Origin of the sequence: Bacillus sp. DC4300-2b2, assembly GCF_049895685.1 — a bacterium.
In the GTDB taxonomy this organism is placed as follows: Bacteria; Bacillota; Bacilli; order Bacillales; family Bacillaceae; genus Bacillus; species Bacillus safensis.
The window spans coordinates 846,495-863,389 of the sequence record NZ_JAFCSW010000001.1; the positions used below are offsets into that span (position 1 = coordinate 846,495).

General features: G+C 39.9%; 16 protein-coding genes and 2 pseudogenes. 5 read left to right on the forward strand and 13 right to left on the reverse strand.

Annotated features, from left to right (window positions below):
* Positions 1-8: 8 nt before the first annotated feature.
* Positions 9-911, forward strand: a complete 903-nt coding sequence (locus ACP69X_RS04325; protein ID WP_041087424.1) for a shikimate dehydrogenase — start codon at positions 9-11, stop codon at positions 909-911.
* Positions 912-953: 42 nt separating this feature from the next.
* Here ACP69X_RS04325 and ACP69X_RS04330 read toward each other — a convergent pair whose 3' ends face one another.
* From ACP69X_RS04330 to ACP69X_RS04375, 10 genes and pseudogenes are all read right to left on the reverse strand, one after another.
* The gene (locus ACP69X_RS04330) at positions 954-2,147 is read right to left on the reverse strand and encodes an MFS transporter (protein WP_041087422.1); all 1,194 of its coding nucleotides are present in this window, start codon (positions 2,145-2,147) and stop codon (positions 954-956) included.
* 315 nt (positions 2,148-2,462) lie between these two features.
* Positions 2,463-2,558, reverse strand: coding sequence for a YxiF family protein (locus ACP69X_RS04335; RefSeq protein WP_423231207.1), 96 nt, complete (start codon positions 2,556-2,558; stop codon positions 2,463-2,465).
* Positions 2,559-2,601: 43 nt separating this feature from the next.
* Positions 2,602-2,661, reverse strand: a pseudogene (locus tag ACP69X_RS04340) (YxiF family protein); the annotation flags it as partial.
* 47 nt (positions 2,662-2,708) lie between these two features.
* Positions 2,709-2,984 (reverse strand): YxiF family protein, encoded by a 276-nt coding sequence (locus tag ACP69X_RS04345; RefSeq protein ID WP_426052458.1) that lies wholly within the window; start codon positions 2,982-2,984, stop codon positions 2,709-2,711.
* Positions 2,985-3,075: 91 nt separating this feature from the next.
* Positions 3,076-3,388 (reverse strand): annotated as a pseudogene (locus ACP69X_RS04350) (tRNA-Val4).
* A gap of 83 nt (positions 3,389-3,471) precedes the next feature.
* Positions 3,472-3,798, reverse strand: coding sequence for a hypothetical protein (locus ACP69X_RS04355; RefSeq protein WP_041087420.1), 327 nt, complete (start codon positions 3,796-3,798; stop codon positions 3,472-3,474).
* A 19-nt stretch (positions 3,799-3,817) separates the two neighbouring features.
* Positions 3,818-5,500, reverse strand: a complete 1,683-nt coding sequence (locus ACP69X_RS04360; RefSeq protein ID WP_411264170.1) for a T7SS effector LXG polymorphic toxin — start codon at positions 5,498-5,500, stop codon at positions 3,818-3,820.
* 203 nt (positions 5,501-5,703) lie between these two features.
* Positions 5,704-6,939, reverse strand: a complete 1,236-nt coding sequence (locus ACP69X_RS04365; protein ID WP_426052459.1) for a TerD family protein — start codon at positions 6,937-6,939, stop codon at positions 5,704-5,706.
* Positions 6,940-7,314: 375 nt separating this feature from the next.
* Complete coding sequence (gene bglA / locus ACP69X_RS04370; RefSeq protein ID WP_117616641.1) at positions 7,315-8,754, reverse strand: 6-phospho-beta-glucosidase BglA; 1,440 nt, start codon at positions 8,752-8,754, stop codon at positions 7,315-7,317.
* Between the two features lie 9 nt (positions 8,755-8,763).
* Positions 8,764-10,662: a beta-glucoside-specific PTS transporter subunit IIABC gene (locus ACP69X_RS04375; protein WP_041089485.1), complete on the reverse strand. Its 1,899-nt coding sequence runs from the start codon at positions 10,660-10,662 to the stop codon at positions 8,764-8,766.
* Positions 10,663-10,818: 156 nt separating this feature from the next.
* Between ACP69X_RS04375 and ACP69X_RS04380 the strand changes: the two genes are divergently transcribed.
* Positions 10,819-11,529 carry a GntR family transcriptional regulator gene (locus ACP69X_RS04380; RefSeq protein ID WP_041089484.1) on the forward strand — a complete coding sequence of 237 codons (711 nt, stop codon included), beginning with the start codon at positions 10,819-10,821 and terminating at the stop codon, positions 11,527-11,529.
* Between the two features lie 45 nt (positions 11,530-11,574).
* Here the strand turns inward: ACP69X_RS04380 and ACP69X_RS04385 are convergent, their stop codons facing one another.
* Positions 11,575-12,162: an Imm64 family immunity protein gene (locus ACP69X_RS04385; RefSeq protein ID WP_117616640.1), complete on the reverse strand. Its 588-nt coding sequence runs from the start codon at positions 12,160-12,162 to the stop codon at positions 11,575-11,577.
* Positions 12,163-12,338: 176 nt separating this feature from the next.
* On the opposite strand from ACP69X_RS04385, the gene ACP69X_RS04390 reads away from it, so the two are divergent.
* Complete coding sequence (locus ACP69X_RS04390) at positions 12,339-13,235, forward strand: PhzF family phenazine biosynthesis protein (protein ID WP_426052460.1); 897 nt, start codon at positions 12,339-12,341, stop codon at positions 13,233-13,235.
* A 40-nt stretch (positions 13,236-13,275) separates the two neighbouring features.
* Here the strand turns inward: ACP69X_RS04390 and ACP69X_RS04395 are convergent, their stop codons facing one another.
* Positions 13,276-14,163: a LysR family transcriptional regulator gene (locus ACP69X_RS04395; protein ID WP_423359957.1), complete on the reverse strand. Its 888-nt coding sequence runs from the start codon at positions 14,161-14,163 to the stop codon at positions 13,276-13,278.
* 159 nt (positions 14,164-14,322) lie between these two features.
* Between ACP69X_RS04395 and ACP69X_RS04400 the strand changes: the two genes are divergently transcribed.
* Together ACP69X_RS04400 and ACP69X_RS04405 are read left to right on the forward strand one after the other, a co-directional pair.
* Positions 14,323-15,996, forward strand: a complete 1,674-nt coding sequence (locus tag ACP69X_RS04400; protein ID WP_426052461.1) for a DUF2075 domain-containing protein — start codon at positions 14,323-14,325, stop codon at positions 15,994-15,996.
* On the forward strand, positions 15,962-16,267 hold the full coding sequence (locus ACP69X_RS04405; protein ID WP_075612207.1) for a nucleotide pyrophosphohydrolase: 306 nt from the start codon (positions 15,962-15,964) through the stop codon (positions 16,265-16,267). Before ACP69X_RS04400 ends, ACP69X_RS04405 begins: the two co-directional genes overlap by 35 nt.
* Before the next feature lie 84 nt (positions 16,268-16,351).
* On the opposite strand, the gene ACP69X_RS04410 is transcribed toward ACP69X_RS04405, so the two are convergent.
* Complete coding sequence (locus ACP69X_RS04410; RefSeq protein WP_075612208.1) at positions 16,352-16,858, reverse strand: LURP-one-related/scramblase family protein; 507 nt, start codon at positions 16,856-16,858, stop codon at positions 16,352-16,354.
* Between the last annotated feature and the right edge of the window lie 37 nt (positions 16,859-16,895).

Below are 16,895 nucleotides of genomic sequence, written 5' to 3' on the forward strand. Positions count from 1 at the left end.
TGTCAATCATGACAAACATACATGAACGAAATATTGATGGAAAAACAAAATTAGTCGGTCTTCTTGCTACACCAATCGGACACAGCCTTTCACCACGTATGCATAACCTTGGCTATACACTAACAGGTATCAACTATGCTTACCTCGCATTTGAAGTAGGGAATGATGAACTAGAAGCAGCCGTAAGCGGTATGAAAGCAATGGGTGCAGCTGGATTTAACGTTTCTATGCCGAACAAAATGAAAGTACTAGATTACTTAGACGAACTAGATGATTCTGCAAGATATACACGTGCTAGTAACACTGTAGTAAACAAAGATGGTAAGCTCATCGGCTACAACACAGACGGTCTTGGATATGTGAGAAACTTGATTGAGCATGGCGTTGAATTAGCCGGCAAAAAAGTCACACTCGTTGGCTCTGGCGGCGCGGCAACTCCGATTGCGATTCAGCTTGCACAGTCCGGCATTCGTGAAATTAGTATTTTTGCTCGTAATGACCAATACTTTGTTCAAGCAGAAGAAAATGTAAATTACATCAACAACGAAATGAAATCTTTCGGTGTCAAAGCAAACATTTTCCCACTTGAAGACAAAGACGCGTTCCGCCGTGAAGTAGCAGAAAGTGCGATCCTAGCAAACGGGACAAGCCTTGGCATGAAACCACTAGATCAGCTCAGTATTATCGATGATACACTTGATGTACTTCGTAAAGATTTGATCGTGACAGATGTCGTATACAACCCGCAAAAAACAAAGCTTCTTGCACAAGCACAAGAAGCTGGTGCCAAAACGATTAACGGTCTTGGAATGATGCTATGGCAAGGAGCACTTGCTTACAAACTCTTTACTGGTGAAGATATGCCAGTTGATCAAGTAAAACAAATTCTTTTTGAAAATGACCGTTTCTAAAACAAAAGAAAGACGACTTCCTAAGCGGAGGTCGTCTTTTTTTTAATCATGTACCATAACTTGGCGGTAGCGATACAGGATATACAGTGCGCCGATAATGGCCGCAACAGCCACCACTGCATCGAACATAAAGATTTGTAAAATGGACGCGTGACTCTGAATTAAACCTGTTACGACCGGGATGACGATAGCCGACACGCCGCCCGCTGTAGAGATAATCCCAGTCATCGTCCCTTTGTTTTTCCAGAAGAATTCAGCCATCACAGTTAACGTCAGCTGAAAAACTCCTGCTGTTGAAAATCCCAATACAAAAGCATTGACGGTTCCTATGACTGGCGATTTCACGACCAAGAGCACACAAATAGAAACAAGTGTAATGATTGGATAGATCAGCAGCACAGTGACCGGACGGACAAAACGGCGCAGCAGAAATGCGAGCATCACAACAGACAGCAGCCCGCCCATGCTATAGTAACTGAGTAGTTTCACAGCACTGCCCGATGCCATCCCCAAGATGGCCTCACCGTATGTAGGAAGCCAAATTTGCGGCAGTGCATACAGCCCATTTGACGTAAAGCTGATCAATATGAGTGCGATCCCTTCCCTCCAAAATGTAGGCTCTGTCGAGAAGCGCGGAAGTCCATCATGCTCCGTTACCTGGACTTGCTCCACCTTGCGATGATTCGGAAATGGCAAGGTCCACAGCATCACGACATTCACAAGATAGATCAGAGCAGGAACAAAAAATGCTATTCCATAAAACAAATCATGCTCTGCTAAAAAGAAAATCGCCAGTGGCAAAATGGTGGCCCCAATGGAGATAAAGGCCTTCACCATCACATTCGCAGATCCCGAGTTTTGCGGAAAAGCCTCCATTAACGCAGGATATGTTCCTGCATCCATTGCCGAATTCGCGACCCCTGCCAAAATCGCAAACGCAAACGCGATTTGATAATTCGGAGACAATGGGATTCCGATGAGGAACACCGCCATCAGCACACCAGAAACCAAAATGACCGGCTTCCGCCCAAAACGATCTGACAGTACGCCTGATAAACCATACGTGAGCACCCTGCCAATGCCAAGCGCCGAAATCATATAACTAATTCCCGCACTATTGGTATCTAATTGTTCGATTAAAAATGGCATATTTGAAGCCAAAATAATATTGACCATACCTAATAAAAAGTAATTAATATACAGACTAGAAGCCGTTCTCACATACGGATTCCTCATCCTGACACACCCCTCAACACCATCGCAATGAAGTGACAAATAATGGTTACGCTTACAAGATCTCATATGTGAGGAAGAACAGCTTTGCAGCCTTCACGTTCATACATCTCATCATGTCATGCAGCTCACAGCTTACACGCCCTTCATGTATCAAGCATTTCTTCAATTTTTCACTGCTCTTATTTTATACGAATGCGAAAGGTAAAGATAGTGAATTGCTTAAATTTGAGGGGAATTCATCGATCAAGCGTATGACACCATCGATAGAAAAAAGGAGTGGTTCATTCCACTCCTTAAGTGATGTCTCAATTCTGTTCATCGCAGCCCCCAAATACTTAGCTCATAAAAATATTCCGTTCTCTCGATGCATAATCCAAAACGGAAATATTCTGCCAAAAATAAAATCCCCATACCCACTTGAAAATTTTGTTTGCTCAAGAAGGTGATTTAAATGAATAAAGACTTCATTCACATTCACTTTAAGTGCTTCAATTTCATGCTCTCGAAAAAACATTAATCGCGCTTGTGCAGGAGTTACTTTCACCTAGCTGATCCATTCCTTTAACATTGTACAGACTTTTCAATATGCTCTCGATAGTGTTCTCCATGTATTGCAATTTTATGTTCTCTCGATTGAAGGAAAGCAAACACCTTCTGACAAAACAATTGATTTTCCTCGATATCTAAAAAGGGGTTTTCTGGAAGTGTCATATAGCTTAATTCGTTCATTAAGTGTTTTCTTCTGCTTTTTCTTTTTAAGGTTTTGATTTTTGGGTTTCTGTTGTTATTCATAGAAATCACCATTTTAGAGTTACCGTACTTTTTGTATTCAAACATCTTCAGATTTCTAATTAAACAAAAGCACTTGTAGCCTGAAGGACTAATCAAGTGCCTGAATCATTATTTTTCTACTCGTCAATAATAATATTTAATCTTCAAATATTTCTGGTATTTTTTCTTTCCAAATCAACAACAGCTCTATGAATTCCTGGTTCTTCAATCCTATAATGATGTTCAACTGTTGTTTCATTTTTTTTGATAATTACACTTGTAGCATTCAATGTAATTTCAAAGTTTACGTATTCTCCATCTATAACATTTTGAATATATCCTAAATACTCATCAACTTCTTCTGTTGTTGAAATATCTTGTATAAAATCTGCGAAAATACTTATTTCTTCTGGGAGTATTATTGCTAAGTTACCAAATTGATCTTCCTTAAATTCATATGAATACTCCATATAAGTTAATCACCTTCATACTTAAGGTTTATAGTGACTAATTTATACAGTCCAACTCATCATCTGTTTCAAAGCCACAAAATTTAATCATCATTTATTTGCTCGTCAACTTCTTCTAGATACTTTTCTGTATCCAAATAAGATTCAATAAGATTATCTAAAAATTCAACACTAACCTCTCGACTATCTTCATAAATATGCATTTTAGCTCCGGCTTTTTCTAGTAAACTGATAATTTTTTTCATCTCTTTCAATTCATCAATATCTAATAAATTATAAGATAAAATAAAATCATTTTTATTTATTGCTTCTTTTATTTCAGAAATACTTTTATCTGTAAGTTTTCTTAGAATCGAGATATATTTGATTTGATTATCATCTTTCTCTATTCGCATTTTTATTTTAGGCATTTATTTTCTCCTCCATAGTTTAGAAATCGTCAATAGGTTTAATTCTTTCTCCAGGCAGACTGTTCTTCCAATTACCTCCATGCCAACCATTAAAATGTTCATTTGGTGTGGCTGGATATATAATTTCACCTTTGTTCGCTAAATGTGGATATTGTGATGCACTGTAAGAATGGTGACCTTGCACAGTTTTTCCATCTACTTTAGGCTTCTTACCATTTAGAATATCACTTAATTGCTGCTTATCCCAGTTTCTGGTTGGACCCTCTTTATTCAAAATCCTTTGACGTTCCTGATACCAAAACTCATTCACACCAGTGTTTCTATGTTTGGCAAACTTTTTATTCCATCTATAATTTTCGTATTCTAATTTCGTAATCGTCCTATTCTCAAATTTGTCTTTCAACTCTTTCATCTTCTTAGCGCTTAACTGCTTTCTTTGTATAGGGTGCTTCTTTAAATCTAATCCCTTGGTTCTTTCTGCTATAATATTCTCAGCAACTTTTTGTTCACCGATCCTCAGACTACCATTGAAGCTCTTTTTACCAAACGGCAAAAGCATCCCCAGAGCCGTGTTCATACTCGCTTCCTGCTGTTCTTTAGAAATTTTATTTCCAAACATATCTCGGCCAGTGATCGCTTCGCTGAAGCCGTTGGTGGCGGTGAGGCCATATAAGCCTTTTTGAGATGTTTTCAAGGCGTCAAAGGATTTTTGTGATGTCTTGTAGATGTCAACTGCCCTGACTGCGGCTGATGTGGCTTGGGTGGTTTTATAGACAGCTTTTCCGCCTTTGAAAATGCGGCCTGCCCAGCCGACGATTGGGATGTAGCCTGCTGCTGCCATGCCTCCTGCCGCGACTCGCTGGCCTGCGGTGAGTTCCTCACCTGTGATTGGATCAACACCTGTTGCGGCACGTTTTGCATCGTTCACACCAGTCAGTTCATTGACGATATTTCCACCGTAATCGAGCGCTTTTTCATACCAAGGACGGTTGGCGAGGGCTTCTTGTTCCTTTGCGATCTCGCGGGCTTCTTCTTGTTCTTTTTTGATTTTCAGATATTCAGAAGTTTGCTTTTCAATATCACTTTTTGCCTTGTAGATTTCGCTATTTTGATACGCTTTCTTGTCAAAATTCATAGGCGAAATCGCTTTTCCGTCATTTGTCGCATTCATCATTTCAGCGTACAATGCCATTGTAGCTTGCTGCTCCGTCTCTGACAAAGCATATTCATCTTTTAAATTTTGATCAAGCTCTCTTAGATCTTTGACTGTCTTTTTTCGTTCATCTTCCGCATCTTCTATTTTTTCGTCAAAGTTTTGGCTATCAAATACCTCTAGTGAAATGAGATCATCAATGTCTTGAAAAATCGTTTTGAGTGCCTTTTTTTGATCCTTTACAATGCTTTTGGCATTTTTAATGCCCATATGTACTGCGTTGTCTAAAAAGTGTTCTTCTACAAAGGTATCGCCACCAAAGCTCGTATCATCAAGTGCCCCAGAAACACCTTCATGAAAGGCTTTTTGCTTATCGATGAAGCTGATAAACATGTCTACATTTCCGGCGAGCTCTTTATAAAAGCTTTTAATGTTATCGGCACCTTTCCCAGTAAAATCATCACCGAGGTTGGCCACACCTTGTAATGCCTTTTTTAAATCTACCATTTGTTCGCGGAGTTCCTGATAGTGTTTTGCCCTTGTGTCCATGGCACTTGTTAGTGCTTTTGCATCAAGTATCTTGCCCAGAAGAAGTCACTCCCTCCATTATTGATCATAAAGTCTATTTTACCGTGCCCCTCAAAACGGAAAAATAGGCTAAATAACATAAATAATGGAATAGGCTCTCTATTTAAAAGTTAAATAAAATAAGCTAGACAATGGACTTTGCTCTGTCTAGCCATACATTCGTTTTATTTATAATCATTGATTGGTCCTTTATCCATCAAAACATCAATTTCATTAGAAGACTTCATTTTTAATTTAGGTCTGCGCTCGGAATTTGGTTTGCTGTAAAGCTCTAGCGGACGGATGATCACACCATCATTTGTATTTTGAAGCATACCCGGCACACAAGAATAAATCCGATCATTATCATTCGCATGTTTGGCATGAATTGTCACAGATGTTCCTTGGTGATTATCGATACTCATAGATACCCTATATCTATAAAAGGAACCTGTTCCGTTTGATTGAGCAGAATAAACAACCGGAACGATAGCAAGGATATCGTCATTTAACCGTAATTTAATGACTTCTGTTTTCATCAATTCACGGTCTCTACCGACATCTCCCATATGCTCTACAGCTCCGTTACCGTAACTTTTGAGAGCAGGAACACCTTTTGCGCCAAACATGGCCACATCTATTTGTTTTCCTGACTTCGTATAGACCAATGCATAAATATCATAATCAGTTCCAGACTCCCAGGATACTGTAGCTGTAATCTCAGGCGTTTTTTCAATGATGATTGGTTTATGACCTTTGTCTAGACTAATTTTACCTTGAACTTTCTCTAAGCTAATTGGTGCAGCGACTTTCTCTTTAGCAGCTGGCTTCATTGGAGCAGGCTCATCAATTAGTTTTTCAGAAGTCATTTGAGGAGGTGTAGAAACATCCTGTTCATAAGGTTCAACCTCTACCCCAAAAAGCTTGCATAGCCCTTCTAATCCAGAATCGAAGCCACGCCAGATGGATCGTGCTTTCGTTTCACCATTTCTGATATATAGCTCTACTAAGACAATACCCTTTTCATTTGTAAAGCTTACTGGTGTAAGGTATAGTACCTCATCGCCTGTTTGAATTTCTGCTTGCAGATTCTTCACTTGAGAAAAACCAATGCCTTGATCCTCTGTTAGTGTAATCGCCACCTTTGTGATTCCAGCAGGCACTTTGCTCATATCAAAATTCAATTGATGCCTTTTCAACTGACCTGATATCTCTGCTGGTAAAAGTGTCGCGACACCCGTGGCACTCTCCGGCTGATTGTAAAAAATAATGCCATTATCTCCTTGAACTAGATCTGAATCTGTTAAGAGAAACGCTGTTAAAGAAATATCAATTGCAGATGATACTTCATAACTGATAGATACTTGTCCCTTTGGAGAGTTTAGTACGGTATTGGCACCCATTTGCAGAGTTTGATTCATTTCAACAGCTCCTATTCTTTATCTACCATTTATCGCTTTTATAGATCAATTATACCAAATGGTGTAATAGAGCCTATTAATATCTTTATCTCATTTTCAATCTCTGCAATGATATGAGACAATGCCAATTAAAAACAAACTACTCTCGAAAGGAGAATCAATGTGTATAAAAAAATCATTCCTGCTGTTATGGTGATATTCGGCTTTTGGATTCTTCTTCAAATATCCTTGAACATTAAGATCTTTCTCAATCCAATGAACTATTTTGTCGCTATTACTCTCTTTTTTCTTTGTATTCAGGCATTAATAAAACATAAACAATGAAAAACCCGAACAAGCATATACCACGCTCGTCCGGGCTTCTATTTTCCTTTATTACACTTCTTCACCGTTCGTTGCGATGACGTTTTGATACCAAGTAAACGAATCTTTTTTGAGGCGCTTCATTGAGCCGTTTCCTTCGTTGTCGCGGTCAACGTAGATCATGCCGTAGCGTTTTTTCATTTCTCCTGTTGTGAATGACACGATATCAATGATGCCCCAAGGTGTGTAGCCAATAAGGTCGACACCGTCGTATTCAATGGCTTTTTTCAGTGCTTCGATATGAGAAGCGAGATATTGAATTCTTTCTGGATCGTGAATAGAACCGTCTTCTTCCACTTGATCTATTGCACCAAATCCATTCTCTACGATGAATAACGGGATTTGATAGCGATCGTAAAAACGATTCAATGTATATCTTAAGCCTGTCGGGTCAATGGACCAGCCCCAGTCACTTGATTTGATATAAGGGTTATCTACACCATGCGGCAGGGCTCCGTTGACAATGTCTCCGTTGTGATCAGACACCGTATCACTTTTAACCGTTGTCGACATGTAGTAGCTAAAGCCTAGATAATCCACTTTCCCTTTTCTTAAGCTTTCTTCATCGCCTTCTTCAAATGGAATGTGATAGCCTTCGCGTTCGAATTCTTTTAATGCATAGCTCGGATAGTAGCCGCGCACCTGTACATCTGGGAAGAAATAGCGCTGTCTCATATATTCCTCTGCCAGCATGACATCCTCAGGGTTTGAGGAATATGGATAGATTGGCACGTGAGACACCATCGCTCCAATTTGGAAAGCAGGATTGATTTCTTTTCCTTTGGCTACTGCCCATGCACTTGCAAGTAATTCATGGTGTCCTGCTTGATACATGACTTCTTTGGCATTTTCGCCTGCTTTGACTGATACCCCTGAATTTGTCCAAAGGAACAGCGGGTTGTTGACATCCATTTTGTTATTGATTTCATTAAATGTCATCCAGTATGTGACCTTGTCCTTGTATCGATTGAAGCATACTTCTGCGAATTTCGCGAAATACTCAGCGACTTTTCGGCTGCGGAACCCGCCGTACTCTCTTGCTAAATGGAGCGGCATCTCAAAGTGAGATAGCGTAATCACAGGCTCGATGCCGTGCTTGAGCAGTTCATCGAATACATCATCATAGAATTGTAAACCTGCTTCATTCGGCTCTTCTTCATCTCCCTTAGGGAAAATCCGGCTCCAGCCAATCGATGTACGTAAGCATTTCAAACCCATTTCGGCAAACATCGCGATATCTTCCTTATATCGATGATAGAAATCGATTGCTTCATGATTCGGATAAAATTTATCTTCTTCTATCGTTTCAGTTATTTGTCTCGGTACTCCATGAGCACCTGCTGTCATCACATCTACAACACTTGGGCCTTTTCCAGCTTCATTCCATCCACCTTCAAATTGATGTGCAGCTAATGCTCCGCCCCATAGAAAATCTTTTGGTAATGTCATTATTCATTCCTCCTATTTAACAATTGTGATCATGACGTCTGTTGGCTGACATGTCTCACGTTTCTCTACAATCACATCTTCGTACGCTTGTGTATTGGTGATGATGACTGGTGTGATTGTTTTTAATCCTTTGCTTTCAATGGCTTCTTGATCAAATGTCATCAACAAGTCACCCTTCTTCACCTTGCTGCCTTCTTTGATATGCAGAGTAAATGCTGAGCCATCTAGGGAAACCGTATCAATTCCTACATGAACTAGTAACTCCACCCCGAATTCTGAACGCAGTCCAATCGCATGCTTTGTTGGCGCAAGCATGACGACACTGCCGTCAAACGGTGCATACAGCTTGTTGTCTGTCGGTTCAATCGCAAACCCTTTGCCCATCGCCCCCGAGCTAAATACGGCATCTGGCACTTCAGATAACGGGATCACTTTCCCTGCAAGCGGTGCAGGAATGGTTTCTTCATTATTCATCGAAGCATTCATTTTTTCTCCAACTTGCTCTTTATCAGACGTTGCACCGGCTGTCTGTTCCACTGTATCTTCCCCATAACCAAACATTTGAATAAGCACAACTGGTAAGATCAGCGCAATTGCGACACCAATCAATATGCCGATGATCGATGTTGGATAATCTGAACTAATTCCGTTTACAATCGTCAGTGGACCAGGCAAACCTGCATACGCAAAGTAATAAGGCGTAAAGAAGCTGGCAGCAATGGCACCGACCGCTCCAGATATACATCCGAAAATAAATGGTTTTTTGAAACGCAGGGTAACCCCATAAATCGCAGGCTCAGTAATTCCAAAGAGACCCGTGATTCCCGCTGAAACCCCGACTTTTCGTGTTTCGCGGTTTCTTGCTTTTAAAATAACCCCTAACACTGCGCCGACCTGAGCGATAACAGCGATGGTTTGATATGCCTGGAAGGAGTCACGTCCATATTGTTCAAAGTTGGCGAGCACCATTGGTGTAATGCCCCAGTGAACACCGAAAATGACAAGCACTTGCCAGAATCCTCCGATAATAGCACCTGCTAAAGCTGGTACATTTTCCGCTAAGACATTGTATCCGTTTGCAATCCCATTTGCACCGGCTGTCGAAAGAGGACCAATTAATAGAATCGTTAACGGAACCATGACAACCATACAGATAAATGGCACAAATAACGGTTTGACCACTTCGTGAATGCGTTTGTTTAAAAATCTCTCTACATATGAAAGGATCCATACCAAGAATAGCGGCGGCAAAACAGATGACGTATAAACTGTTTCAGATAACGCTATGCCTAAAAAAGTAACGCCTTCCCCTGATGCCACGCGTCCAGCAATCTCCGTCCAAGCTGGACTGACAAGCGCTGCTGTACACGCTACGGCGATATACATATTCGTTTTAAAATGCTTGGCTGCTGTGATGGCGATAAAGATAGGCAAGAACGTAAACGGTGCCCATGAAATAAAGCTAAAGACTTCATACGTTCCCGTTTTCGAGAAGCTTGGAAATAATAAATTAATGAGGATAAGTGCACCTTGTAAAATACCTGCTGCTGCCAAAATATACACAAATGGCGCAAACACAGCAGACATGGTCGCGATGACACGGTTCAGCACCGTTCCCTTGTTTTCATTTGGCTGATCATCATCAGACGGCTGCAGCTGAACAAGGCTTGAAAAATGCCCATATACCTCACCAACATGCTGACCGATAACGACCTGAAATTGACCGCCATTTTCCACCACGGTAATGACGCCAGGCATCGCATTGACTGCTTCCTTTGCCTTTGGATTCGAACGTTTTAAGACCAAACGCAGCCGCGTGGCGCATCTTGTAGCACTCACCACATTTTCTTCTCCGCCAACTGCCTCTAAGAGGTCTTCTGCAAGCTTTTGATAGTCCCTCACTTTTGACATATAAAACCCCCCCTTTATCACTACTAGTATATGTACATTATAATTATACCGGTACAATTTATCAATACATATATAATTTTAAATAGCATATCAAAGGAAATTTGGTATGTGCTATAATACAAAGACAATAAATCGTGAAAACAAAGAGGAATAGCCATGTTAAAGTATCAACAAATTGCGAGCGATATTGAAAAATATATTGTCACCCATGAGATGCAACAAGGGGATAAGCTCCCTGTACTCGAAACACTCATGAGCCAATTTGCTGTGAGCAAGAGTACCATTATCAAATCGTTAGAATTACTCGAAAAAAAAGGAATTATCTATCAAGTGAGGGGCAGCGGCATCTTTGTTCGAAGACACCGGCGCAAGGGCTACATCAGCCTTTTATCCAACCAAGGGTTTAAAAAAGACTTAGAGGAATTTCAACTGACATCAGAGGTTTTAATGCTAGACACCATCAAGCCGTCCGAAGAAGCTGCACTTAATTTGAACATTGAACAAGATGAAGATGTTTTTTACCTTAAACGCATTCGTTACATCAACGGACAAACCTTATGTTTAGAAGACTCCTATTACCGAAAAACGATTATTCCTTATCTCAACACAGAAATTGCCGCCGATTCTGTTTTTAAATTCGTCAGTGAAGGTTTGGGGCTCAAAGTCGGTTTCTCCGATATGTACTTACAAGTAGGCAAATTGAATGAAACCGAAGCGACGCACCTCGGCCTCAAACAAGACGATCCCGCTCTCCGCGTCGAGACGGTCTTTCACCTCACAAACGGCCAGCCCTTCGACTTTTCGAAGATCACATATAACTACACACAATCCCAATTTTTTATTCAAGCGAATAATTATTATGGGTGATGGACGGAAAAAGCCTCCTGAGAGTATCAGGAGGCTTTTTTACTATTAGCTTTTAACCTTTAAACATTCTATCCTTCTTTCTTGAGAAGAAAGATCATCAATCGCCACATCACCATAATAAATATCTATGTGCTTTCCTTTCCCAATTAGAGCAACTGGAAAAGCATGCTGGCCTTGCAGGCACTTTTCAAACTTATCTGGATGAATCTCGACTTCAATTTCATGTCCAATGAACGCATATTCAAACGTTCTCGTATGATAAAGATCCACAAGACAGCGTATGATCTCCTGCTGAAGATGAATGACATCATGAGAAACAACCTCTGTCCACTTTAAACAGATAACGAACCCTACATAACCTGCTTCTTTTTGTATGTTAATGGTCATATCATTTAGCTTCGACCCCGACAATTCAAATTCTATATAATAACCTGAAAAGTCATCATCTTTGATGGTATTCTCTTTAACAACGTGTTCAATCCATCTTTCTCCGTCAGGGTCCTGACTAAACTTTACTTTTGTAATAGACATGTCTTTTTGAGCTAGATAATCAATCAATTGACGAAAAGTATTTGGTATATGAATGGTCTCATAAAAAACAAGTCCGATATTGATGTATCCACCCAGAGCTATGTCGCATCCCTCACTTCATTTTTTCTTTCATTATACTTTATTCAAACTATTATTCTGCGAAAACTCCCTCTATTACATGAACATTTCCGATTTAAAACATCAAAAAGATTCATTTTACGAATGCACAAGGCAAACTTATGATTAACGTTACAAGAATGTATAGGAGGGTTCGTCAGATGAGAGACATTAGAGTATATCATGTTGATGCGTTTACAACTGAGAAATTTGGAGGAAATGCCGCTGGGGTGGTGTTGGATGGTGAGTTTTTAACAGAAGATGACATGCAGAGCATCGCCAAGGAGTTGAATTTACCGGAATCCGTCTTCTTGCTGCCTGCCCATGATCAGGAAGCCGATTATCGGGTCAAATACTTCACGCCGACAGAAGAGGTCAATTTCTGCGGGCATGCGACTGTTGGATTGACTTGGCTTCTGGCGACGGAGATAGGGCTGGCTAAAGAGAGATCAGGGGTCGTGTTAGAAACAAAGATCGGCAATGTTCCTGTCGGATGGCACGAAGAAAATGGCAAGGTCGTTGATGTGGAAATGACTCAGGTGAAACCGAAGACGCGAGATTTTGTCATTGATTTAGAAGAGCTTAGTGACATGCTTGGTGTGAGCATTGACCGCATTGATCCATCCTTTCCTATCAAATTAGCAAACACCGGTAACTGGCATCTTCTTGTTCCGATGAAGGACCAACAGGACATTGATCAAGCGGCACCGAACTTAGCGGCTTTAGCTAGAATGAATAAAGAGCATGGCATCTCGACAACCCACCTTTATACGTTCCACACCTCAAAAGAATGCGAACTTTATACGAGAGATTTTGCACCTGGGATTGGTATACCCGAAGATCCTGTGACAGGGGCAGCAAACGGGGCATTGGCTGGATATCTTTATTTGGAGGGCATCATTTCTCAGCAAGAAATCACTCACCTGAACATTGCCCAAGGCGATGCCATCGGTAGACCTGGCTTGCTTCGTATCACAGTCATTCCAAATGAATCAAAGCCGGTGATCAAAGTGGCAGGCGCAGCTGTCATCACGATCCGAGGCGTGTTGACTTTATAAAACACCAGCTTGAATGGGAGACCTCCTGTTCAAGCTGATTCTATTTAAAATGACTTTTGACCGTTTCAATCCATCTTTTCGCCGATGGGGAAGCTGCTTTGAATGATTTGAGCGCCAGGTTGACCTCACGATAGACGTTCGTCTCTAGTGGAATGACTTTCGTATGAGGTATGTGCGGCGGCAAAATTAATTTTGGAATGATTGTGACCCCAAGCCCTTCTTGAACCATAGAAATAAGCGTATTGTTGTCTTCAATTTCAAACAAAACATGAGGCTTCACGCTGCCTCTTTCTTTTAACAGCTTCTTAACGAGTATGTCACAGCCCGCTTTCGGCATGATAAAGGCTTCATCATGTAACGAGTCAACTTCAATCACTTTCTTCGTATGAAAGCGATGATTCTCTTGTATGAGCACCACCAATTCATCCTGAAAAAGTGGAACAGTCTCGAATTCCCTCGATGACTGCGTTAAAAAACCAACATCAACCGTGCCTGAAGCGATCCATTCCTCGATCTCCTCATAACCGCCTTCATATAACTCCAGCTTGATATGCGGATAGCTTTGCGTAAAACGATGAATAAGGCGTGGAAGGACATTTGAAGAAAAACTAGGGAATGTCCCAATCTTGATGCCCCCCACTTCCATCCCTTGAATTAGCGCCGCCTCCTGCTCAAGCAATGCCGCATGATGCATGATTTGCCGGATATGCGGTATCACCCGCTCTCCTGCGTCTGTCAACGACAGCCCGTTTCGATTCCGTCGAAGCAGCACAATCCCGAGTTCCGACTCAAGCTTCGCAATATTATGACTCACCCCAGACTGCGTCAGCCCAAGCTTTTCCCCGGCTTTTGTAAAACTCCCGCATTCGACGACTGTTAGAAATACTTTGTATTGGAATGTGATCAGTGTGCTCACCTCGTTGTTCATATGATAAATCTCATTTGGGTTTTCCCACAATTACAAGTAAATCAAAGGCTTCTATCTCTCTATGAAAATCGAGTAATTCAATATTCACTTATGATCACTGAGATATTTTGCTAAATTTATGATACGATAATAGGTAAAAAGACTACAGGGGCTAGCTAAATGAGTGAACTTTTTATTGAAAAACGCGATTTTAATACAAATCACATTCTTTCTTTACGAACAACCTTATTCCATAATCAACCTATTGTCTACATTCTCTATGATGAAAAGAAGAAACCATCTGCTTATATTGGCCAGTCAGTCCAAGCTAGCAGACGTTTGAAGCAGCATTTAAAAGACCCAAAAAAGAACAAATTAACTAAAACAATTCTGATTGGACATGAACGATTTCATCAATCCGCCTCTTACAATATTGAGACAAATCTCATAAACTACTTTATTGCAGAAAATCGTTTCCAATTAAAAAATGTTAGTCAGACACGATCGAGGGAAATGCATCATTATTATCAAAAAGATTTTTACAATGAAACTGTTTTTAAAGAGATATGGGAGCAACTTCAAAAAGAAAAGATCGTTAGTAATTCAATTGAAACCTTAAAAAATAGAGATATTTATAAACTTTCTCCCTATAAAGAATTATCACCTCAACAAGTAGAAATTAAGCATGAAATCTTATCCTTTTGTAAAGAGCATATCAAACAGTCAGGTCACCATGTGATTTCGATAGAAGGTGATGCAGGAACTGGGAAAAGTGTTTTACTGAGTTCTCTTTTTAATACAATTCAAGATTTATCAAATGATATGGACTCTGTTTTAAACAAAAAGAACAATTATTTACTTGTAAATCATGCGGAAATGCTTAAAACATATCAAAACATCGCAAAGAGTCTGCCAAACCTGAAAAAGAAACAAATTATGAGACCAACCTCGTTTATCAATCAGATGACAAAGTCAGGTGAAATGGCTGACATCGTGTTAATTGATGAAGCCCATCTTTTATTAACAAAAGATGATAAGTACAATAACTTCCATTACCAAAACCAACTAGAAGAAATTATCAAACGAAGTAAAATAACAATTGTCATTTTTGATCCAAAGCAGGTACTCAAAATTAAAAGCTACTGGAATGAAAAATTACTCGAGGAAATTACAAATAGATATCATGCCAAGACTGTAAAACTCACAGAACAGATGCGTATGCATGCTGATACTGATACGTTGAAATGGATTGACCAATTTGTGTCAAAACAATTGTTACCTCTGCCTATAAAACAGGATTCTTTCGAACTTAAAATTTTTGAGGAGCCGGAGGAATTTAAAACTGCCATTAAGCAGAAAGATGATGAAGTAGGCCTATCCCGCATTGTATCTACCTTTGACTTTTTACATAAAAAAGATGGAGCTTCCTATATCGTAGATGAAGCTGGTATTAATATGCCTTGGAATTTTACAAATGATAAATGGACATGGGCTGAACATGCAGATTCAATTAGAGAAGTCGGCTCAATCTATACGGTTCAAGGATTTGATTTAAATTATGTCGGTGTCATACTTGGTCCTTCTATCAGTTATGATGAAGACAAGGATGAACTTCTCATAGACACGTCAAGTTATAAAGACACAGGTGCATTCACATCAAGAAGTGACATGTCTCCAGAGGAAATCAAACAGGCAAAAGAAAAGATTATACTAAACTCGATTAACGTTCTGATGAAGCGAGGCATTCATGGGCTTTATATTTATGCAACAGATGAAAAATTGAGAAGGAAATTACAAGAGATAAAAGAGGGAGGCAAATATGACGGAGATCAAAGATTTAATACATTCAATTAACCAATTTAGAGATGATCGAAACTGGAGACAATATCATAACCCAAAAGACTTGGCCATCTCAATCTCGATAGAAGCAGCTGAACTGCTTGAAGACTTCCAATGGAAAAGTAATGAAGAAGCTCTTGAGGCGAACGAAGAAAACATCCGAGAGGAAATAGCCGATATCTTAATATATTCACTAATGCTTTGCTCAGATCTTCATCTAAATGTGAAAGAAATAATTGAAGAAAAATTAATAAAAAATGGAGAGAAATATCCCATTGATAAGTAATGAAACATGATTCGTCTTTTTAATGAAGAAGAGTAATGTCCTATCACTCTTCTTCATTTCATTATACTTTAAGAATATATTTAACTAATTCGTCGTCGACGACGATGAAGACCTAGACGCTGCTTCATCAGCTTTCACACAATCAATCGCAACAACGAGCGCAATCATCACAGGCTCCATTTCTTCTTTCAGAATATCAACCTTATAGCTGTCACCCCAAGTAAACCATTCCTTCTTCACCTGACCGATCACTTCGCCGTTCTGGAGCACCTGGAAATTCATATCCCACCAGTTACCTTGCACTTCGATCCCAGCAGCATCAATGGAATATTTTGCTTTAAAGAACGTAAACTCTTTTTTGATCGTCAATATCTCTTGACCACCAACTTCTACTAAAAACGTCGGTAAAAAGCTAAATATTTTCTTCGTAATCACAGCAATTTCTTCTCGTTCTGTATTCAGAATGGTAAACGTCTTCGGCATCTTCATAAAGCTGCCTTCGACCACATATACATCATTCTCCTGTTGATCCTTTACCATAAACCTGCCGCTAAGACTAAGTACTTTTTGCTTCATGTAAAGCTGTTTCATATGTACCTCCCTCTACTCAAATGACAACTTCATTAAA